At 50.1% G+C, this 22,212-nt stretch carries 18 protein-coding genes; 17 read left to right on the top strand and 1 reads right to left on the bottom strand.

Going from position 1 to position 22,212, the window contains the following annotated elements; all coding sequences use genetic code 11:
* Positions 1-57: 57 nt before the first annotated feature.
* The 17 genes from GJQ69_RS06235 to GJQ69_RS06155 all read left to right on the top strand — a co-directional run bounded on the left by GJQ69_RS06235 (position 58) and on the right by GJQ69_RS06155 (position 20,284).
* Positions 58-1,302 (top strand): homoserine dehydrogenase, encoded by a 1,245-nt coding sequence (locus GJQ69_RS06235; RefSeq protein ID WP_086035562.1) that lies wholly within the window; start codon positions 58-60, stop codon positions 1,300-1,302.
* Positions 1,303-1,358: 56 nt separating this feature from the next.
* A complete protein-coding gene (thrB, locus tag GJQ69_RS06230) occupies positions 1,359-2,255 on the top strand; it encodes a homoserine kinase (RefSeq protein ID WP_086035563.1) in 897 nt (298 codons plus the stop codon).
* Between the two features lie 33 nt (positions 2,256-2,288).
* Positions 2,289-3,494: an aspartate kinase gene (locus GJQ69_RS06225; protein WP_086035564.1), complete on the top strand. Its 1,206-nt coding sequence runs from the start codon at positions 2,289-2,291 to the stop codon at positions 3,492-3,494.
* A 197-nt stretch (positions 3,495-3,691) separates the two neighbouring features.
* Complete coding sequence (gene miaB, locus GJQ69_RS06220) at positions 3,692-5,104, top strand: tRNA (N6-isopentenyl adenosine(37)-C2)-methylthiotransferase MiaB (protein ID WP_236849656.1); 1,413 nt, start codon at positions 3,692-3,694, stop codon at positions 5,102-5,104.
* 66 nt (positions 5,105-5,170) lie between these two features.
* A complete protein-coding gene (locus GJQ69_RS06215; protein ID WP_086035565.1) occupies positions 5,171-5,575 on the top strand; it encodes a YlbF/YmcA family competence regulator in 405 nt (134 codons plus the stop codon).
* Between the two features lie 46 nt (positions 5,576-5,621).
* A complete protein-coding gene (mutS, locus tag GJQ69_RS06210) occupies positions 5,622-8,240 on the top strand; it encodes a DNA mismatch repair protein MutS (RefSeq protein WP_174193271.1) in 2,619 nt (872 codons plus the stop codon).
* A 323-nt stretch (positions 8,241-8,563) separates the two neighbouring features.
* On the top strand, positions 8,564-10,393 hold the full coding sequence (gene mutL, locus GJQ69_RS06205; protein WP_086035567.1) for a DNA mismatch repair endonuclease MutL: 1,830 nt from the start codon (positions 8,564-8,566) through the stop codon (positions 10,391-10,393).
* An 89-nt stretch (positions 10,394-10,482) separates the two neighbouring features.
* Positions 10,483-11,427, top strand: a complete 945-nt coding sequence (gene miaA, locus GJQ69_RS06200; RefSeq protein ID WP_086035568.1) for a tRNA (adenosine(37)-N6)-dimethylallyltransferase MiaA — start codon at positions 10,483-10,485, stop codon at positions 11,425-11,427.
* Positions 11,424-12,710, top strand: coding sequence for a biotin/lipoyl attachment domain-containing protein (locus GJQ69_RS06195; protein WP_086035569.1), 1,287 nt, complete (start codon positions 11,424-11,426; stop codon positions 12,708-12,710). Before miaA ends, GJQ69_RS06195 begins: the two co-directional genes overlap by 4 nt.
* Complete coding sequence (locus GJQ69_RS06190; RefSeq protein WP_086035570.1) at positions 12,688-13,434, top strand: YggS family pyridoxal phosphate-dependent enzyme; 747 nt, start codon at positions 12,688-12,690, stop codon at positions 13,432-13,434. Before GJQ69_RS06195 ends, GJQ69_RS06190 begins: the two co-directional genes overlap by 23 nt.
* 39 nt (positions 13,435-13,473) lie before the next feature.
* Positions 13,474-13,986 carry a cell division protein SepF gene (locus GJQ69_RS06185; RefSeq protein WP_086035571.1) on the top strand — a complete coding sequence of 171 codons (513 nt, stop codon included), beginning with the start codon at positions 13,474-13,476 and terminating at the stop codon, positions 13,984-13,986.
* On the top strand, positions 13,986-14,741 hold the full coding sequence (locus GJQ69_RS06180) for a YlmH family RNA-binding protein (RefSeq protein ID WP_086035572.1): 756 nt from the start codon (positions 13,986-13,988) through the stop codon (positions 14,739-14,741). Before GJQ69_RS06185 ends, GJQ69_RS06180 begins: the two co-directional genes overlap by 1 nt.
* A gap of 14 nt (positions 14,742-14,755) precedes the next feature.
* Positions 14,756-15,604, top strand: coding sequence for a DivIVA domain-containing protein (locus GJQ69_RS06175; protein ID WP_174193269.1), 849 nt, complete (start codon positions 14,756-14,758; stop codon positions 15,602-15,604).
* A 49-nt stretch (positions 15,605-15,653) separates the two neighbouring features.
* The gene (gene ileS / locus GJQ69_RS06170) at positions 15,654-18,446 is read left to right on the top strand and encodes an isoleucine--tRNA ligase (protein ID WP_086035574.1); all 2,793 of its coding nucleotides are present in this window, start codon (positions 15,654-15,656) and stop codon (positions 18,444-18,446) included.
* Between the two features lie 68 nt (positions 18,447-18,514).
* Positions 18,515-18,985 carry a signal peptidase II gene (lspA, locus tag GJQ69_RS06165; protein WP_086035575.1) on the top strand — a complete coding sequence of 157 codons (471 nt, stop codon included), beginning with the start codon at positions 18,515-18,517 and terminating at the stop codon, positions 18,983-18,985.
* Positions 18,978-19,892, top strand: a complete 915-nt coding sequence (locus GJQ69_RS06160; protein ID WP_086035576.1) for an RluA family pseudouridine synthase — start codon at positions 18,978-18,980, stop codon at positions 19,890-19,892. Before lspA ends, GJQ69_RS06160 begins: the two co-directional genes overlap by 8 nt.
* A gap of 38 nt (positions 19,893-19,930) precedes the next feature.
* Positions 19,931-20,284 (top strand): ComEA family DNA-binding protein, encoded by a 354-nt coding sequence (locus GJQ69_RS06155; protein WP_157658919.1) that lies wholly within the window; start codon positions 19,931-19,933, stop codon positions 20,282-20,284.
* A 267-nt stretch (positions 20,285-20,551) separates the two neighbouring features.
* Here the strand turns inward: GJQ69_RS06155 and GJQ69_RS06150 are convergent, their stop codons facing one another.
* On the bottom strand, positions 20,552-22,180 hold the full coding sequence (locus GJQ69_RS06150; protein WP_086035578.1) for a recombinase family protein: 1,629 nt from the start codon (positions 22,178-22,180) through the stop codon (positions 20,552-20,554).
* Positions 22,181-22,212 lie beyond the last annotated feature (32 nt).

Raw genomic sequence — 22,212 nt, 5'->3', positions numbered from 1 at the left:
TGCCTGTCAGGCTTTTGAAATATCTGTTAACAGAGCAGTAGTAAGGAGTGCTGAAATATGGTTGAGGTTGCAGTTATGGGCTACGGTGTCGTGGGAACCGGTGTTGTGCAGGTCCTTGCACAGCACGCAGAAGGTCTTTCTCATCGTGCACATGAAGGAATTCACATCAAGTACATTCTGGTGCGTCATGATTATCCGGAACCGCCTATGATGGGCACCTTTACTAGGTCCTTTGAACAGATTTTAAATGATCCGGAAATTCGCATTGTTGTGGAAGTTATGGGTGGGCTGGACCCCGCGTATAATTATGTGCGCCGCTGTCTGGCAGCAGGAAAGAGCGTAGTTACTTCCAACAAAGAGCTGGTTGCTGCCAAGGGCGCGGACCTTCTGCAGGTTGCAAAAGATCACAACGTCAATTTCCTGTTTGAGGCCAGTGTCGGCGGCGGTATTCCGATTATTCGTCCTATGAGCCAGTGCTTGGCGGCCAATATTGTTATTGGCATCGCGGGTATCTTGAATGGTACTACCAACTATATCCTTACAAAAATGTTTCAGGAGGGCGTGTCTTTCCAGGACGCACTGGCGGATGCTCAGCGGCTCGGCTATGCGGAACGTGACCCTTCCGCGGACATTGAGGGAACCGACGCTTGCCGGAAAATCTGCATTTTAACTTCCTTAGCTTATGGCAAGCACGTGTATCCCGAGCAGGTGCATACCGAGGGCATTACGCATATTACGTTAGCGGATGTTGAGTATGCACAAAAATGGGGCGGTGTCGTCAAGCTGATTGCAGAGGCGAGACGCACGGACAGCGGAAAAGTAGACGTCGTTGTCTGCCCAATGTTTATTTCTGGAGAAAGTCAGCTTGCTAATGTTGACGATGTCTTTAACGGCATTATGGTCCGCGGTGATATTACAGGAGACATTGTCTTTTATGGAAAAGGCGCCGGCAAGATGCCGACGGCCAGTGCTGTGGTAGCAGATGTGATTGACTGTGTGAAGCACTTAAAAGCCCGCAAGTACCTTTACTGGGCCGACGGTTCTCCAGACTATGTGGCGGACTACCGTGAAACAGCCCGTCAGTTCTTTGTGCGGGCGCATGCACAGGACACGGATGCGGCTTATGAGCAGGCCGTGGCATTGTTTCCGGGCGCTTCCCGTCTGTACCGGAAAGAGGCCGATGCAAAGGAGCTCGCCTTTGTAACGTCGCAGATACCGGAAAAGGACTTTGACACGGCACTGCAGCATCTGAAGGCAGTCGGCGTCACGATTGACAACAAGATTCGTATAGGCGATATGTAATTTTTTACCGCAAAATAGAAAACGATAAACAATTTGTCTTGTCAGGAGTAACTTTTATGATACGTATCCAAGTACCAGCTACCAGTGCCAATCTGGGTTCCGGCTTTGATTCTTTGGGCATTGCACTCAATCTGTTTAACCAAGTCTGGATGGAAGAAGCAGACACAATTGATATTTCCTGCAAAGATGATGTGCAGGTTCCAATAGATGAACATAATTTGATTTACTGGGCTGCCAGCCAGCTGTATGAAGAATGCGGTCGAAAGCTGCCGGGCATGAAAATCGTTCAGCTGAATAATATTCCAATGGCACGGGGTCTAGGCAGCAGTTCAGCGTGTATTGTCGCCGGCATTTTGGGAGCAAACCGCCTGTTGGGTACACCGCTGGACCAGAAGGACCTGGTTTCCTTGGCAACCAGAATAGAAGGACACCCAGACAATGTAGCGCCGGCCATTGAGGGCGGTTTGGTTGCCTCTGCCATAGAGGGCGAAAAAGTGTACAGTGTCAGTGTGCCGGTGTCAGAAAAAATTCGTTTTGTTGTCTTTATTCCGCCTTTTGAGCTAAAAACGGAGAAGGCCCGCTCTGTTCTGCCGGACACCTATTCCCGTGCTGATGCAGTTTACAATCTTTCCCGTTCAGCACTGATGACAGCGTCGCTCTTTTCTGGAAATCTTGAAAATCTGCGGGTCGCGGTACAGGACCGTATTCACCAGCCTTACCGCTGCGGCCTGATTGCCAATTATGATGATGTATACCGTATGAGTTACGAACTGGGTACACTGGGCACTTGTGTCAGCGGTGCCGGTCCCACCATAATTTCTATGGTTAAAACAGAGGAGGCAGAGGCTTTTGCACAGGCTGCAAAGGCGCGTTTGTCCTCTAAGGGGTTGGACGGATGGCAGGTAAAGCTGCTGCATACAGAACCTGACGGCGCGCAGATTTTCATTGAGTAACGAGTTCTATAACGAAACGGGGGATAAGAGGGAATGAGTCTAATTGTACAGAAGTTCGGCGGCAGTTCTGTAGCAAATGCCCAGTGCGTTTTTCATGTAGCGAAAATTATTACCGATACATACAAAGCGGGCAACGATGTTGTGGCAGTTGTTTCTGCACAGGGTGATACGACCGATGACCTGATTGCCAAGGCAAATGAAATCAACCCGAATGCCAGCAAGCGTGAAATGGATATGCTGCTGACAGCCGGCGAGCAGATGAGTGCGTCACTGATGGCTATGGCCATTGAGAAAATCGGCTGTCCCGTTGTTTCTCTATTGGGCTGGCAGGCGGGCTTTACCACTAGCACCGCCTATGGCAGTGCCCGCATTCATAAAGTGAATCCGGAGCGCATTTGCCGGGAACTGGACAAAAAGCATATTGTTGTGGTAACCGGTTTTCAGGGAATCAATCGGTTTGACGATATGACAACGCTTGGCCGTGGCGGCAGTGATACCAGTGCAGTTGCGCTGGCGGCGTCGCTGCACGCTGACTTGTGCCAGATTTTCACGGATGTTGAGGGTATCTTTACAGCGGACCCGCGCAAAGTGAAAAATGTCAGAAAGCTTGACTACATTTCCTATGATGAAATGCTGGAGCTGGCCACTTTGGGTGCGCAGGTGCTGAATAACCGCTCGGTAGAGCTTGCAAAAAAGTACGGAATTGAGTTGGAGGTGCTTTCCAGTATGACAAACGAACCCGGTACCATTGTAAGAGAAACCAGCCATATCGAAAAAATGCTTATCAGCGGTGTGGCAAAGGACGGCGACATTGCCCGTATTTCCATTATCGGTGTCCCGGACCGGCCGGGTCTTGCCTTTAAGATTTTCACTAAACTGGCAGCCAAAAATATCAATGTGGATATTATCTTGCAGTCCGTTGGACGCAATGGTACAAAGGATATCAGCTTTACAATTGGGAAAGATAACCTGAAAGCAGCCATGGACCTGCTGAATCCGTATGTGGATATGATAGGCGCCTCTTCCGTAGCCTATGATGACCATGTGGCAAAGGTCAGCATTGTCGGTGCCGGCATGGAATCCCACCCCGGTGTGGCATCCACTATGTTCGAGTCCCTGTTTGAGTCTGACATCAACATTCAGATGATTTCCACTAGTGAAATTAAGATTTCGGTGCTGATTGATGCAGACGATGCGGACCGTGCTGTATCAGTTATTCACGGTAAATTCTTTGATTGATTTTTGCTTATTTTAGGCTGCCACGGAGCCGGGGCTTTTGCCCTTTGGTTTGCGGCAGCCTTTTTGTCTGCGGGCAATATTCTGCTTCTCCGCCAATTCTGCAAAAAGCATGGATTTCCGTATTCTTTCGTTTCGTTTTTAAATAAAATGTGATATAATAAAAAGACTTATGATATGAAAGCAAGGAGGACCGGCTTTTGTCAGAACAGCTTTGTACATCGGTAATGGAAGAACAGAATTATATCCGGCAGCTGAGGCAGATTATGCAGGTGCGGAAACGTGGGGAAGTACCACTTGCCTTTGTGCACACCTACGGCTGCCAGCAGAACGTAGCGGATAGTGAAAAAATAAAGGGAATGCTTGTACAGATGGGCTTTTCCTTCACCCAAACACCGGAAGATGCCGACTTCATTTTATTCAATACCTGCGCCGTACGGGAACACGCTGAGGACCGTGTCTTTGGCAATGTCGGCGCGCTGAAAAACATCAAGCGCCGTCATCCCAGCCTAATTATTGCCCTGTGTGGCTGTATGATGGAGCAGGAACATGTTGCCCAGCGCATTCATGACAGCTACCCATTTGTCAGCCTTTTGTTTGGTACACATCAGATTTGTCAGTTCCCGAAGCTGCTGTTTACCTGCGTTACAGATGATAGGCGTGTCTTTGTGCGCGGCGGAGAGGAACAGGACCGTACCATTGCAGAGGGTCTGCCAACCTACCGCGACGGAAAAGTCAAGGCGTGGCTTACTATTATGTACGGCTGCAACAACTTTTGTTCCTATTGTATTGTGCCGTATGTGCGCGGGCGGGAACGCTCCCGTACACCGCAGGCCGTTCTTGCTGAATTTCAGGAATTGGTTGCGGCAGGATATAAGGACATTACCCTGCTGGGACAGAATGTCAATTCCTATGGCAAAAACAACGGCTGCGGGGTTAACTTTGCGCAGCTGCTGCAGATGCTGGACAAAACGCCCGGCGATTACCGCATTCGTTTTATGACCAGCCATCCAAAGGACTGCACACATGAGCTACTGGATACCATGGCAAATGGCAAGCATATTGCGCATCACCTGCACCTGCCGTTCCAGTCCGGCAATGACCGTGTGCTGAAAGAAATGAATCGCCACTATAATCGCAGCCAGTATCTGGAACTGGTCAGCTACGCGAAAAAAGTGATGCCGGACCTAAGCCTTACCAGTGATGTGATTGTAGGATTCCCCGGTGAAACCTATGAAGAATTCTGTGATACCCTTTCTTTAATACAGGAAGTGGACTTTACCAGCCTGTTTACCTTTATTTATTCTCCACGGGAAGGAACACGTGCCGCAAAAATGCCGGACCCCGTTTCCGCCGAAGAAAAGTCACGCTGGTTTCGGCAGCTTTGTGACACACAGGAACAAATTGCCGCACAGCGCTGCGCGGCGGCTGTCGGCACAGTACAACGTGTGCTGGTGGAGGGCAGAAACGCGAAGACAGGCCTGCTGACCGGCCGCACCGGCGGCAACATCATCGTTGATTTTCCGGGAAATGAAGATTTGTGCGGAACCTTTCAGCAGGTACGCATTACGCACGCGCGCAACTGGATTCTGACCGGCGAACTGCTCCCCTAACGGAACGGAAAATTTTGCTTATCAATTTATTTTTGATATAAATATTATTATTTAAGGAGAACACACATGAATATCATTGATGAAACCAGAGCACTTGGCCGCACTCTGCAACAGGACCCCCGCTATGACAGACTGCAGGAAGCCACTGCAAAATGTGATAAGGACAAAGAGTTGCAGGACCTGATTGGCAACTTTAATCTTCTGCGTATGAACCTCAACGCGGAAATGCAGAAGAACCCGCAGGACACTGACAAAATTAATCAGATGAAAGCGGACCTGCAGAAAGCCTATGACGCAACCATGGAAAATGCCAACATGACACAGTACAGCGTTGCACAGAAGGAAATGCAGGACCTGCTGAACCGTATGGCCGGTATCCTGAACCAGTGTGCACAGGGTGCAGACCCCGCTACAGCGGACTACAATCCCTGCACACACGACTGTTCCACCTGTGGCGGCGGATGCCACTGATTCGCACTGTCTGTCTGTTTTGAAAATGTAAGGAGGAAACCGGTTCATGGCAAGTCTTTCACCCATGATGAAACAGTATTTTGAAATGAAAAAGAAGTACCCGGATACGATTTTGTTTTTCCGCCTGGGTGATTTTTACGAGATGTTCTACGACGATGCCAAGCTGGTTTCCCGTGAATTGGACCTTACCTTAACTGGACGTGACTGTGGGCAGGAAGAACGTGCCCCTATGTGCGGCGTGCCTTTCCACAGCTATGAAACGTATTTGGCCCGTCTGGTTGCCAAAGGCTACAAAGTCGCTATCTGTGAGCAGATGGAGGACCCGGCACTGGCAAAGGGACTGGTTAAACGGGACATCATCCGCGTGGTTACACCCGGCACAGTGCTGGAAAGCAGTATGCTCGACGAATCCCGCAACAACTATATCAGTTCGGTCTGCGTCCGCGGGGAAACCGCGGGCGTCTGTTTTGCAGACATTTCTACCGGGGAACTGTACGCAACTTCCTTGCATAAAAATCTGGAGGAACAGCTGCAGAATGAACTGTCCCGTTATTCACCTAGTGAGATCCTTGTGAATCAGGCAGTGCTGGACTTTAAAAAGCTGCCGAAGTTTATTCACGACCGCCTTTGTGCCAGTGTGGAACTGCTGGACGAGGCGGACTTTGAACAGTCAGAGGCAGAAAAGAAGGTCCTGCAGCAGTTCCAGAAGGATTCATTGGAACAGCTGCAGCTGGACGATAAGCCGGAGCTTACTTCTGCGCTGGGCGCGCTGTTTGCCTATTTAAAACAGACGGAACGCACGGGAGTGGAGCGGATTGCCGCCATACAAATGTACAGCGGCGCACAATATATGCGGCTGGACCTAAACACGCGCCGCAATTTGGAACTGACGGAAACCATGCGCAGCGGGGAAAAGCGCGGTTCCCTTTTGTGGGTGCTGGACAAAACACATACGCCGATGGGCAAGCGCCTGATTCGCAGCTGGATTTTGCAGCCGCTGTTAAGCCCCGCCGCTATTAGCCGCCGTTTAAACGCTGTCGAAGAGTTGACGGAGGATTCTGTCCTGCGTGACACTATCGCCGAACAGCTTTCCGGCGTACATGATTTGGAGCGGGTGATGTCCCGTGTTGTTTACGGCAGTGCAAATGGCCGGGAACTGCGTGCACTGGAGGGTACAGCCCGCCGCCTGCCACCGCTGCGTACCGCACTGAAAAACGTGCAGTCCCAGCTGCTGTGCAAAATCTTGGAGGATATGGACCCGCTTGACGATATTGCGGATTTAGTGGACCGCGCAATCGTGGAGGAACCGCCGTTTTCCCTGCGGGAAGGCGGTATTATCCGTTCCGGTTTCAGCGAGGAACTGGACCTGCTGAAAGGGGACATGAGCAGTGGCCGCGGTGTGCTGGCACAGATAGAAACGCGTGAACGGGAAAAAACCGGTATCTCCAAGTTGAAAGTGGGGTACAACCGTGTCTTTGGGTATTACATTGAAGTACCCAATGCCTTTAAGGAGAAGGTACCGGAAACGTATATCCGCAAGCAGACTTTAACAAACTGTGAGCGTTACATTACACCGGAACTTAAACAGCTGGAAGGGCGCATTCTCGGCGCACACGACAAAAGCGTGCAGCTGGAGCATCAGCTGTTTGAACAGGTGCGTAAGCAGATAGCCGGTGAGATGGACCGGGTACAGCGTACAGCAGTAGCAGTAGCACAGCTGGATGTCCTGCTTTCCTTTGCACAGGTCAGTGTGGGCCATCAGTATACCCGCCCCATTGTGGATATGAGTGGAAAGCTGGAGCTGAAGGACAGCCGGCATCCGGTGGTGGAGGCCCTTCTGGAAGCGCCTTTTGTTCCAAATGATGTGACGCTGGACAAGGACCAGAATCGGGTGGCCATTATTACCGGCCCCAACATGGCGGGCAAATCCACTTATATGCGGCAGGCTGCCTTAATTACGATTATGGCACAGATTGGCTGCTTTGTTCCGGCAGCCTCTGCCAGGGTAGGTATTACGGACGCTATCTTCACACGGGTGGGTGCTTCCGATGACCTTGCGGCAGGACAGTCTACCTTCATGCTGGAAATGGCAGAGGTTGCAGATATCCTAAAAAATGCAACGCCGGACAGCCTGATTATTCTGGACGAAATTGGCCGAGGAACTTCTACATATGACGGCATGAGCATTGCCCGTGCAGTGGTCGAATATGTGGCCGACAAAAAAACGCTGGGCGCGAAAACACTGTTTGCCACACATTATCACGAACTGACCGCACTGGAAAATTTGCTGGACGGTGTGAAGAATTACAATATTGCCTGTAAAAAACACGGTGATGACATTACGTTCCTGCGACGGATTGTGCGCGGCGGTGCAGATGAAAGCTATGGCATTGAAGTAGCAAAGCTTGCCGGTGTCCCGAACAAAGTCATTCAGCGTGCAAAACGGATTTTAGCGGAACTGAATCGGAACGCACCCGCGGATAAAAAATCTGTGCGCAAGGCAAAGCCGCAGCTTGCAGAGGAATCCATGCAGCTTACTTTAACACCACCCGGTGAAAAAGAAGCACTGGAACGTCTGCGTAGCATGGATGTCAATACGCTGACGCCAATCGAGTGCATGAATCAGCTGTTTGAGCTTTCTAAGCTTGTAAAGGGAGAAAAATGATATGCCGCTTACCATACGGTCCATGACAAAAGAAGACTTTCCTGCGGTGAAGCTTATCTAAAGCGCGGGACCCGCTTCTTTATCTGGCAGGTATGTTCCATGATAATACCGCGGACCATGCGGTTTATGGTTGCGCCGGCGCTGTGCGTACCCGTCAGTTGCTTGGCGGGCGTCACAGCAAAAACGAAGCTGTTATTTGTCGCTGATGCACTTTCTGGTTTCTCGGCAGGAACTTTCTTATCGGCTGGACTTTGCGGCCGATTTTCTGCACAGAGCGGAAATGGAGTGCACCGGAGGATTGACTGTGGAAGGAAATGAACAAAATGCCTAAAATCCATGTCCTTGAAAAACATGTTGCCGAACTCATCGCGGCCGGAGAGGTAGTTGAGCGCCCCGCTTCCGTGGCAAAGGAACTGGTGGAAAATACAGTAGATGCGGGAGCAACCGCTGTTACAGTGGAAATTAAGCACGGCGGCATTCCGTTCCTGCGTGTCACGGATAACGGCTGCGGCATGGTAAGGGAAGATGTTCCGCTGGCATTTCTGCGCCATGCAACAAGCAAAGTACAGGGAAAAGAGGACCTTGCCGGTATCCACACGCTGGGTTTCCGGGGAGAAGCGCTGGCATCGATTGCGGCGGTTTCCCATGTGGAGCTGCTGACGCGCACAGCCAATGACCTTGCCGGAACGCGATACTTGATTTCCGGCGGCGATGAGGAAGGCTGTGAGGACGCCGGCTGCGCACAGGGAACGACTTTTGTCGTCCGTGACCTCTTTTATAATACGCCGGCTCGTATGAAATTCCTAAAAAAAGACGTAACCGAGGGCAATGCAGTGTCCGGTGTGGTCGACCATGAAGCGCTGGCGCACCCCGAAATTGCTTTTCGCTTCCTGCGGGACGGAAAAGAGACGCTGCATACGCCCGGTGACAATAAGCTGAAGAATGCAATCTTCGCGGTGTACAGCCGTGAATTCACACAGGGTCTGCTGCCGGTCCGCTATGAATTAAACGGCGTGAAGGTATGGGGCTATATCAGCAAGCCAGTGGCTTCTCGGCCGAACCGCAGTATGCAGAATTTCTTTTTTAATGGCCGGTATGTTCGTTCCCGAACCGCAATGGTCGCTATGGAGGAAGCCTTTAAAGGCAGTCTGATGGTGGGGCGGTTTCCTGCCTGTGTTCTTCATATCCAGTTGGCCTTTTCAGCGGTAGATGTTAACGTGCACCCCAGCAAAATGGAAATTCGCTTTATGAATGAACGTCCGGTCTTTGAGGCCGTTTATCATGGTGTCAAGACAGCTCTGCAAAAAGAGGACACTCCCAGTATTCTTAAGCTTCAGCCGCAGCCACAGAAACCAACACAGGTAATTTTCCCTACACCTGTTACAGGTCAGCAGATGCACCTGCAGCCGCAGCGACACCAGATGCCGGCAGTGCATGACAGTGTTACATTTGCTGATATTCCTGCGGTGCCCGCTGATAAAGTAGCTGTCCCGCCGCCCATCCAAACAACAGCGGCTGTTCCGCCTGCAAACGAACCGACCGCGGTGGAGTCGGACCTTGCACCGCAGACATCGGGGGATGCAGAGGAGAAACCGCAGAAGCTGATTGGTGAAGCTTTCGGCACTTATATTCTAGTACAGCAGGGGGACGACGAAATCCGCATTGTGGATAAGCATGCGGCTCATGAGCGAATGCTGTATGAACAGCTGAAGGCACAAACTGGTGACTTGCCGCAGCAAATGCTGCTGTCACCCATTACGGTAACACTTTCTAAAGAAGAGTATACAGCGGTATTGGAGCATACCGAGCTTTTGGCAAGGGCCGGATTTGACATAGAGGACTTTGGGCCGGGAACCGTGTTGGTACGCAGCGCGCCAGTTATGCTGCAGGAAAACATTTCATCTGCAGTGGAAGAAATGGCTGGATATCTGGCTGAAAACAGGACCAGCATTTTAACCGAAAAACTGGACTGGCTGTACCACAACATTGCCTGCCGTGCGGCAGTGAAAGCCGGAGATGAGAGTACACCGGAGGAACTGCTGGAACTTGTTCGGCGGCTGGAAAAAGAAGATGTTCGTTACTGTCCGCACGGCCGTCCCGTCTCCATTGTTTTGCGGCGCAAAGATTTGGAGCACCAGTTTGGCAGAATTTGACCATCATTTATTTTTTAGTGTCAGCACGTCTAAGATAAAACATAAATTGTCCGTATTTTACATTTGAAACAGGAACAGGGGAGGTTCAGATGAATAAAATTCCTTTGGCAGTGGTTGCTGGTCCTACTGCTTCCGGAAAGACACGCCTGGCGGTTTCCCTGTGCAAAGTCTTTCACGGCGAGGTCGTTTCAGCAGATTCCATGCAGATTTATCACGGTATGCAGATTGCAACCGCTAAACCAACCGCGGAAGAGATGAACGGCATACCGCACCATATGATTGATTTTCAGTCTCCACAGGAACCGTTCAGTGTGGCGGATTATGTGCGCCTTGCATCTGAAGAAATTAAGAACATCCATAATGCCGGTCATTTGCCGGTACTGACAGGCGGTACGGGGCTTTATATCCGCAGTCTTCTGCAGGGGATTTCCTATACACAGCAGAATGCTGATGCGTCGATTCGCAGTCAGCTGGAACAGCAGGCGGAAACGGAAGGCCCGCAGGCCCTGCATGCGGAGCTTATGAAGGAAGACCCGGGTGCGGCAGAAAAGATACATCCGCATGATATCAAGCGTGTGATTCGTGCGCTGGAAATGTACCGCACAACCGGAAAAACACAGGCGGAGAATGCAGATGCCTCCAGGCAGGAGATTCCATATCGCTCTTGCTTCCTTTGCCTGGGCTTCCGTGACAGGGAAAAGCTGTATCAGCGCATTAATGAGCGTGTAGGCCATATGATGCAGCAGGGCCTACTGCGGGAGGCAAGAGAAGTATTACAGACTGACTGCGCGACTGCACGGCAGGCAATCGGCTATAAAGAACTGCTGCCGTATATGCGGGGGGAATGTTCCCTGCAAGAGGCAGTGGCCTCTCTCAAGCGTGAAACACGCCGCTACGCTAAGCGCCAGATGACTTGGTTTCGCAGAGAAAAGGACGCCCGCTGGCTGTGGGTAGATGACTACGAAACTTTTGAGGACCTTTCCCAGGCGGCCCAGACAATCATCAAGAATTTTCTGAAAGGAAGCAGCCTATGAACAAGCTACTGGTTAAACGAATTTTGTCGCTGGCTGCGGCGGCTGTTATCCTTCTGTTTGTCGGGTATCAGATTTTTCAGGCAAGTTTTTCACATCAGAAAACAGAAACGGCTTTGTATAAAACCGTGGCGGATTCTATTACCGTCAGCGGATATGCGATTCGGCAGGAGTCGCTGGTCACCAGTCACACCAGTGGTGTTTTGCAGTACGATATTCCGGACGGTGGAAAGGTGGACAAAGGCGGTACAGTAGCCCGTGCCTACAGCAGTGTTGCAGATGCCGGGGTCCTGCAGAAAAAGGAAAGAATGACCAATGAAATGACAGCACTGCAGTCGCTGGCCAGCCAGGGCTCTTATGTAGGAGCGAACGCGGACAATGTGGATTCTTTACTGAGTGACCAGCTGCTGCGGGTTATCAAAGATGCCAACGACGGCGACGCGGATATTACAGATTCCCGTCAGCAACTTTTAAACTTAATGAATGAAAAGCAGCTTTCCAGCGGCCAAATCACCAACTTCTCTGCCCGTATCAGTGCACTGCAAAAGCAGATTGCCGCGCTTCCTGCCAGCAGCAGCGGTACATCACTTGGAAAAGTAACGGCCAATGCTTCCGGCTATTTTTCCAGCAAAACGGACGGATACGAATCGGTGTTCCCTTACCAGAATGCAAAGGAACTGCTTCCAGAAAATCTTTCGGATTCCGTGAAGCCAAAAGCTGTTCCCAAAGATGTTGTTGGAAAAGTCTGTTCTCAGTTTAACTGGTACTTTGCCTGTGTTGTCAGCGCATCCAATGCCTCTAAATTTCAGCCGGATACTTCTGTTACCATTACATTTCCCTTTGCCAGTTCCTCGGAAGTAAATGCGACGGTCCTGCGTGTGAACCAAAAAACGAAGGCTTCACCGGCAGCCGTTATTTTACAATGTAACACCATGAACAGCGCCCTTGCCAATATTCGACATGAAACTGCGAAGATTACAGTTCATACTTACAAAGGCATTCAAATCAACCAAAAAGCGGTTCATTTTGAAAAGCAGCAGCAGACGGTGCAGGAAAACGGAAAGACCGTTACCAAGGAAAAAACGGTAGAAGGGGTATACGTTTTATATGGCATCAAGATGAAATTCAAGCAGATTACGCCGCTGTACAGCGACGGTACCTATATTTATTGTTACTGTGACCCCAATCCGGATCCAAGCAAAAGTTCCACAAAGGAACAAATTCAGCTGTATGATGAAGTCATAATTGAAGGGAAGGATTTACGTGACAACAAAATCATTGAGTGAAGAAGATTTACAGCGTCGGTTCCGTGATGTAGAAGAAAACCTCAAAGTGGTGGAAGAGCGCATTGCTGCTGCGGCGGAACACGCTGGGCGCAAACGTGAGGACATTACTTTGCTGGCGGCCACAAAAACCGTGCCTGTGGAAATCATTAACCACGGGATTGAGGCGGGCATCCGCTGCATTGGTGAAAACCGCGTGCAGGAACTAATGGACAAATATGAAGGATACCGCAAGGACCTTGCAGACGTTCAGTTTATTGGCCATTTGCAGACAAACAAAGTGAAATATCTGATTGGTAAAGTCAGTTTGATACAAAGCATTGACAGCCGTAAATTGGCCGCGGAGGTTTCCCGCCTGTCCCAGCGTGCTGGCATTACGACCAATATTCTGCTGGAGGTAAACATCGGCAGGGAAGAAAACAAGTCCGGTGTCCTGCCGGAGAATTTGGAACAGCTGTTGGGTGAAGTATCACAAATGCCGAACATTCAGGTGCGCGGTTTAATGGCAATTCCGCCGGCAGGGGCTGAAAAGGAAGAAACTTTTGCGTATTTTACCCAAATGTATCAATATTTTATTGACATAGGCTCGAAAAAATTAGATAATGTCAGTATGCAACGTTTATCAATGGGAATGTCCGCCGATTATGAGCTGGCGATTGCAGCAGGTGCCAATATGGTGCGTGTCGGTTCCGCTCTGTTTGGACCCAGGGATTACTCCAAAAAATAAGCGCGTAAAACAGAAAAAAATTTAGGGGGCAACTTTCATATGCCAGGACTGATGCAGAAATTTAAGGACCTTTGGAATCCGCCCGAAGAAGAATATGATGATTACGATTACGAGGAAGAGCAGCAGGAAGAGCCTGCTCCACGCCCACATCAGGCACCGCGTGCGGAGCAGCAGTCTTCTCCTTCTGTTTCCCGGCGTGAACGTACACAAACAGCGTATGCCCGTTCCAATTCTGACGGAAAAGTGGTCAATATCAACAATTCTCGTCAGCTGCAGGTCGTCATCTTCAAGCCACAGCATTTTGGGGAAGAAACCTGTGCTGTTGCGGACGAACTGATTCATACCAATACTGTCGTTCTGAACCTTGAAGAAACGCAGAAGGATATTGCCCGCCGCATTATCGATTTTCTCAGCGGCGTTGCCTATGCCAACGGCGGAAAAATTAAGCGCGTTGCAACCAACACGTTCATCATCACTCCTTACAATGTTGACCTGATGGGTGAGGACAACGTAGAAGATTCCGACAACGGTGACAATGCTACATACTATTGATGCGTACAGATAGTCAGGATGCTGTACTGCAGGCCAAAGTGAAAGATGCTATCTATTCTGCCCAAAGCGGACGCGACGCACATTTTATCGGTTTTCTAGATGAGCGTCAGGCTGTACTGGTACGGCAGACAGCGAAACAGGCACGCTTTACACGTTATCTGCTTTGGGGCGGATATACGCAGGCAGAGCGCGTCTGTTTTGGTGCGTTTCCAGCATGGGAAGAACCTAACACTGTGTCATTTCCAATACACGCGGTAACAGCTGCGTTTCGTCCCTGCGACCAGCTGTCACATCGGGACTTTCTGGGTGCTCTGACGGGTGCTGGTGTCAGCCGTGAGGTGTTGGGGGATGTTTTACTGCAGGAGGGACGTTGCGTCTTTTTCTGCCGCAGTGAAATAATGGATTTTCTTTTAACACAAATGACAAAGGTCGGCAGAGTGGGTGTTCATCTTTCTCCGGATGCGCAGGAACCTCTGCCGCCTGCGCATCGGTATCGTCCTTTTTCAACAGTCATTTCTTCACCTAGGCTTGACTGTGTTGCGGCTGCCTGTACGGGGCTTAGCCGAGCAAAGGCACAGGAACTGCTGAAAAAAGAATGCGTACAGGTCAACCATCTGTTGGCAACTGACGCAGATGTTTCTGTAAAAGAGGGCGATTTGCTCTCTATCCGTGGCCGCGGCAGATATCGTATTGACACTTTTTCACAGCCAACCCACAAGGGCCGGTTGCGGCTGCAGGGCAGAAAATTTATTTGATGGAGGGTTAACAGATGCTGTCTTTAAATGATATTAAAAATAAAAGATTCCAAAAAGCCAGTCTGCGCGGGGGCTATATGCGCGAGGAAGTAGATGACTTTCTGGACGAAGTGGAGTCTTCCTATACTGCATTGATTCAAAAGACCGCTCAGCAGCACGATGAGTTGGAGCACAAAAAAAATGAAATGCGCCAAATGCAGGAAAAAATGAAATCAATGCAGGAGCAGATTCAAAAATATTGTGCTGAGGAAGATGAAATTAAGGAAGCGCTGCTCAGTGCACAGAAAATGCGGGATGCAGCTTTGCGAGAAGCGCGCCAGCAGGCTGACAGCATTGTTGCGGATGCCAACCGCAAAGCAAAAGGCATTGTAACTGAAGCTTCCCAGGAAATTGAAGGTGAACAGGAAAAGCTGCAGGCGATGAAGCAGGCTGTATCTGATTTCCGTTCGCAGCTTCTGCGTGTTTATAAGCAGCATCTGACGCTCATCAATGCATTGCCGCATATGGAAAAGAAGCAGCCGCAGCCTGCACCAGCTCCTGCGGTACAGCCACAGCCGGAAAAGGAGCCCTCGTACCCACAGGAAGCTGCAGCACCTGCGGCGAAACAAGAAGCACCTGCTGCGGCGGAAGCAGAGCCGGAAGAGGAGCCTTGTTACCCGCAGGAAGCCGCGGCGCCTGCGGCAAAGAAAGGCCCTGTGCCGGTCACTTTTGCCGATGAGTTGGACGAACCGGACTATTTAACAGCAAAACCGTTTGCTCCGGTAAAGAATGAAAACAAAGCGGATAAATCGGTATCTTCTTTTGCTGATGACTATGATTTAGACGATGAGGATGCTTCCGAAATTTTCAGTAAAAAGCATTGAGTCGGTAATAGCTTGTGTCGTGTAAATGTTGAAGGAGAATGAAAATCTGATGGATTACAAAAGCACTCTGAACTTGCCAAAAACGGACTTTCCCATGCAGGCACACCTGCCTAAGCGGGAACCGGAAACGCTGGCGGCGTGGGAAAAAGAGGACCTGTATGGGCAGGTCATGAAAAAGAACGAAGGGAAACCGGTCTTTGTCCTGCATGATGGCCCTCCGTATGCCAACGGTGACATTCATCTTGGCACAGCGCTTAACAAGGCCCTGAAGGACATTATTGTTCGGTCGAAGAATATGTCCGGTTATCAGGCACCTTATGTACCTGGCTGGGATACACATGGACTGCCTACGGAACTGAAAGCCCGCAAAAAAGCCGGCGTAAAAAACAGCGATACCATTTCTGACGTTGAGCTGCGCAAAATTTGCCGTGACTTTGCCCTGTCCTACATTGACGACCAGCGCAATGAATTCAAGCGTCTTGGCGGTCTGGGCGATTGGGATCACCCTTATGTTACGTTGACACATGACTATGAAGCCAAACAGATTGAAATATTCTCCAATATGTGCGAAAAGGGCCTGATTTATAAGGGCTTGAAGCCAGTGTACTGGTGCTCTGACTGCAAAACCGCTTTAGCAGAAGCGGAAATTGAGTATCAGGAAGACCCCTGTGATTCCATCTATGTAAAATTCCATGTAACAGACGATAAGGGAATGTTTACGGCAAAAGGGGCAGACCTTGCGCATACCTACTTTGTCATTTGGACTACCACAACATGGACCATTCCTGCCAATGAGGCGATCTGCCTTGGTCCGGAGTTCGATTATTCCCTGATTCACTGCGGCGATGAGTACTACGTTATGGCCAGCACCCTGTATGAGCAGGTTATGAAGGAAGCGGGCAAGACAGATTACTCGGTCATTGCTACCTTTAAGGGCAAGGACTGCGAGTACATGAAAGCACAGCACCCGTTCCTTGACCGTGAATCTCTGGTCATTATCGGCGACCATGTTACACTGGACAGCGGCACCGGCTGCGTTCATACTGCGCCGGGCCACGGCGTTGACGACTATAATGTCTGTCACGACCATTACCCGCAGCTGCCGATTCTAGTTCCGGTCGATGCGAACGGCCGTATGACTGAGGAAGCCGGCGAGCGCTTTGCCGGTTTGACAACACAGCAGGCAAATAAGGCAATCGCTGATTATTTGGTGGAAATCGGCGCTATGTTTGCGCGGAAGAAAATTATCCATCAGTATCCGCACTGCTGGCGCTGCAAGAAGCCGATTCTGTTCCGCGCAACGGAGCAGTGGTTCTGCTCCGTCGATGCCATTAAGGAGCAGGCTGTCAAGGAAATCAATCAGGTAAAATGGATTCCCGCATGGGGCCGTGATCGCATCACTTCCATGGTCCGCGAACGCAACGACTGGTGCATTTCCCGTCAGCGCCGCTGGGGTGTTCCGATTCCGATTTTCTACTGCAAAGACTGCGGTGAACCGCTGATGAGCAAGGAAGCCATGGCAAATGTTTCTGCCCTGTTTGCAAAAGAGGGCAGTGACTCGTGGTATACAACTGACCCGAAAGACATTCTTCCGGCGGGCACAAAGTGTAAAAAGTGCGGCTGCACAGAGTTTACCAAAGAGCACGACATTATGGATGTATGGTTTGACTCTGGCGTTTCTCACGCGGCAGTGGCGGATAAGCGTCCAGAACTGCATTGGCCGGCAGACCTGTATTTGGAAGGTGCTGACCAGTACCGTGGATGGTTCCAGTCCAGCCTGCTGACCAGTACCGCATGGCGCGGTCAGGCACCGTATAAAGCCGTTTGCACACATGGCTGGGTGGTTGATGGCGAAGGCCGCAAAATGAGCAAATCCATGGGTAATGGCATTCGTCCTCAGGAAATTATCGACAAATACGGCGCCGACATTCTGCGCCTATGGGTTGCGTCCTCCGATTATCATGCAGATATTCGTATTTCCAAAGCAATCCTAAAGCAGCTGTCTGATGCCTACCGCAAGATTCGCAACACGGCACGCTTTATGTTGGGAAACCTGCATGACTTTGACCCGGATAAAGATGCCGTGTCACAGGATAAATCGGAAGAGATTGACCGCTGGGCACTGCACTGCTTTGACAACCTGATTGATAATGTACGTGAAGGATACGATTCCCTGGAGTTCCACAACGCCTACCATGCAATCCACAACTTCTGTGTTGTCGATATGAGTAACTTCTATTTGGATGTTGCCAAGGACCGTCTGTATACAGAAAAAACAGACAGCCAGACACGCCGTGCGGCACAGACAGTAATGTATACCATTCTCAGTGGCTTAACACGTTTGGTCTCACCAATTCTTGCTTATACCAGTGAGGAAATCTGGAAGGCTATGCGTCACAGCAGCAAAGAAGACACTGCTTCGGTTATGCTGAATGAATTCCCGGATAAGACGGGCGTTCAGACAGATGAGGCTTTCCTGGCACGCTGGGACCGTATCCATGCAGTTCGGGACGACGTGAAGAAGGCATTGGAGCAGGCTCGGAAACAGAAGACCATTGGTTCTTCTCTGGACGCGAAAGTACAGCTGTTCTGCACCGGTGGCCTGTACGACTTCCTGAAGAGCGTACAGCAGGAACTGGTCAGTGTGCTGATTGTTTCAGCAGTAGAGGTTACAAACGGTGACACAGGCACCTTTACAGATGTTGCTTTGCCGGACTTTTCGGTTACCGTCACCCATGCAGAGGGCGAAAAATGTGCCCGCTGCTGGATGTACAGTGATACAGTCGGCAAGGACCCCGCACATCCAGACATTTGTGAGCGCTGCGCACACGTACTTGCATAAAATGAACAATAAAGAACGGGGCGGCAGATAAAACCGCTCCGCTTTTTGTATGATAGGGGGAAACAATTATGCCATTTATCGCTTTACTGCTTGCAGCGGCAGCGGTCGCGGTTGACCAAATTTTAAAGCTGCTGGTTGTCCGCAATCTGATGCCTGTCGGCATCATCACTTTGATACCGCATTTCCTTTCTCTGCAGTATCTTGAAAACCGAGGTGCGGCTTTCGGTATTCTGCAGAACCGGCAATGGGCGATTGCACTTATTACAGGCATTATTTGCGTTTTTATTGTCGTAGCTATGTTCCGCTATCAGGAGCGTACCAAATTATTTATGACGGTCTGCACGCTGATTCTGGGCGGCGGCGTCGGCAACATTTTGGACCGTCTGTTGCGGGGATATGTGGTGGACTACATTCATTTCCACTTTTTCCCGTTTATTTTCAACTTTGCGGATATCTGTGTCGTGGTTGGGGTAGCTCTGCTGATTATCAGTTTGTTCCTGCCAAGTCACGAGCCAAAGACCGAGGAAAATCATGCCTGAATATTATCATTTTACAGTAAAAGAAGAAGAAGCTGGCCTGCGGTTGGATAAATATCTCAGCCAGCAGGGAATAGGAGTGACTCGCTCCCTTGCAGAAAAGTATATTGGGCAGGGTTGTGTGACCAGTAACGGAAAAACACTCAGCAAGAGTTTCCGTGTCGCTGCCGGGGAGGAAGTGCAGGCGGTTATTCCGGACCCGCAGGTGCTGGACGTAAAGCCGGAAGCAATTCCACTGCATATTGTGTACGAGGATAATGACCTGCTGGTAGTCAATAAGCCGAAAGGTATGGTGGTGCATCCGGCGCCGGGCCATTATACAGGAACTTTGGTCAATGCACTGCTGGCATACTGTGGGGACACTTTATCCGGTATCAACGGTGTCATTCGCCCTGGAATTGTCCACCGTATCGACAAAGATACCAGTGGCCTGCTGATTGTCGCCAAGAATGATGAGGCACACAAGGGACTGGCAGAACAAATTAAGGTGCACAGCTTTACACGCATTTATGAAGCCGTTGTTCATGGTGTACTTAATCAGGACAGCGATACAGTGGATGCACCCATTGGCCGCAGCCCGGCAGACCGCAAGAAAATGGCCGTTGTACCAGACGGCCGTCAGGCGGTAACGCATTATCGGGTACTAGCGCGGTACCGCGGCTTTACCCATGTTCGTTTAAAGCTGGAAACTGGCCGTACACACCAAATTCGTGTACACATGGCATACATTGGTCATCCCGTCGCTGGGGACCCGGTGTATGGGCCTAAAAAAGCAGTTGCGGGACTACAAGGCCAGTGCCTGCATGCCAGAGTCATTGGATTTGTACATCCCCGTACAGGAAAGTATATGGAGTTTACCAGCCCGCTGCCGACTTACTTTACGGATTTTCTAAAAAGACTGCGTCCGTAATTTCTGCCGGCAAGGATAGACAAACGAGGTGGATGGCTGTGGATGAAGAGAAAGTGCATATTCGCATTCTTATTGGTATTGCGGCGGTGCTGCTGGCTCTGTGTATAGGATATACAGTTTTTTATGAGCCGCCCATCAGTGACCCGGCGGCAGTTATTGCGACGGATTCTGCCATTTCATCTGCAGCAAGTGGAAGTTACAGCAAAATCCACCTTAATACCGCAACAGCGGCGCAGCTGAAAAATTTGAAAGGCGTTGGTAACGCACTTGCCGGCCGGATTATTCAATATCGGAAGGAACATGGTGGATTCCATTCTGTGGAAGAGCTGAAACAAGTCAAAGGCATTGGTGATAAGCTGTATGTACAGATAAAAGACCAGCTGGTACTGTAAATCAAAACGGAGCAGGACTTTCCGGCATTTTGTGCCGTTAGGTTCTGCTCTGTTTTGTGTTAATAACAATAAAAAAGCCGCATTAAAACCCACGAATGGATTCTCCTGCGGCAACCTTTTTGGTGGAGCATAGCGGGATCGAACCGCTGACCTCCACACTGCCAGTGTGGCGCTCTCCCGAAGTATCGGGTGTGCACCACCACAAAACCCAACCCGCATATGTGGATATTTACTCAGCTGCAGAGAGTTTATTGAAGCTGCAGTAATTTACGACGCCACCGCAGGGTGCGGTTCTTCATCGCCGCTGATGCTGTCAAGACCATTCAGAAATTGCTGCACATTCAGGTTCAGCTCGATGTCCAGTTTATAGCCTTTGAATACGTTGACTCTCTTGATGATGTAGTTCGCGATCATCTTCTTGACTTCCATATCGCTGCCATCGAAAATTTCCGACCATGTGCGGATGCGGGAAAGCTCAGATTTCATTTCAGTTACCCTTGCATTGCCGCGTTCCAACTCAGCTGTTAATGAAGTCAACCGTTCACTGGTGGCAATCACCTTATCGCGGCACTCATTTACAACCTCTGACAATACATCTTTGGGCATATCGCTCGTGCCAAGAACAACCTTTACCATTTCAGCTTTCATGGATTCGTACTCGGTGGTAGCCTTGCTGTTCTCGGCCTTAGCCCGTTTAACCTCGGCTCGTAATTCCGCCATCCGGCGATCCTCCGTGCTTCCAAGAATCATGATGTCGGAAGCCGAATTCATGCGGTCAAAAATCTGATGCAGGATCTGAACCACCGCATCGTCAAGGATGTGCATAGTATAGCCTGTTTGTCCATCGCAGTCAAGACGGCGCCTCGTTTTGTTATAGCAGATATAACGAATGCGCTTGACACCCTTTTTTTCACCGTTTGCAAGCCTGACTACTTTGCCGTTGGTGGTTAGGACCAGGCGCCCGCCGCAATGTCCACAGAATACATTTCCGGACAGAAGCGATTGACCTGCGGTGTTTAGCGGAACCGTTCTTTCGTTTTTCTTCTCATTTACCCGCTCAGTCATAAGCCTTTGCGCTAAATCAAAAGTAGAGGGATCAACGATTTGAAGTTTCTCGAACGGCTCTGAGAAAGTGGTGCCGCTCCGGAGGACGCCCTTGTATATCACGTTGTGCAGAATCGCGCCTACCGATGCGTCATGCCAATTGGTTCCCTTGCGAGTCTTGATTCCCTTATCGTTCAGGAACATGGCAAGCCGCCAGCGTCCGTAACCTGCCGATACGCATAAATTAAACATCATGCGTACTACTTCGGCTTCTTCCTCGTCAATGACCAATTTGTAGACTTCATGCTTGCGCTTGTTGATGATGCCGCTTTTCTCGAGACAATAACCATATGGAGCAGTGCCGCCGCGGAAGCGTCCCTCCTGAACCATCTGTCCAAGAGCAGTTCTGGTTCTGATGGAGGTTTTCTGACTTTCGCCGTCAGCCTGCCAAAAGCGGATATAGTTTGTCAAGCGGTCGGTGTGGGACTCAAACCGCTGCTCTCCTTCATTGACGCTCCATACTCTGACACCCTTTTTTACAAACCATTCCACTACAAAGGGAGTTTCATCGGCTTTCCTGCCGAGCCTGTCGAACATAAAAACCAGAAGGATATCAAATTTGCCTTGCTCTGCATGTTCTCTTATGAGCTGGATTTTGTCACGCTGAGCGGCACTGACTTTATAGCCGGAAACACCGTCTTCCTGTTCTTCATGAACAATGGTCCAGCCCATGCGGTCTGCAAATTCATGGCAGGCTTTGCGCTGCATGGGAATGTCGGCCTGATTCTGTTCATCATGGTCTACCTGCTTTGCGGTAGATACTCTGTATAAACAATAAACTCTTTCAGCCATTTTGTATCCGTCCTCTCATATCGTTGGTGTTT

Origin of the sequence: Caproicibacterium lactatifermentans (genome assembly GCF_013315815.1) — a bacterium.
GTDB lineage: Bacteria > Bacillota > Clostridia > Oscillospirales > Acutalibacteraceae > Caproicibacterium > Caproicibacterium lactatifermentans.
The sequence above is the reverse complement of the archived record's forward strand: the minus strand, read 5'-3'. Positions and strand labels throughout refer to the sequence as shown.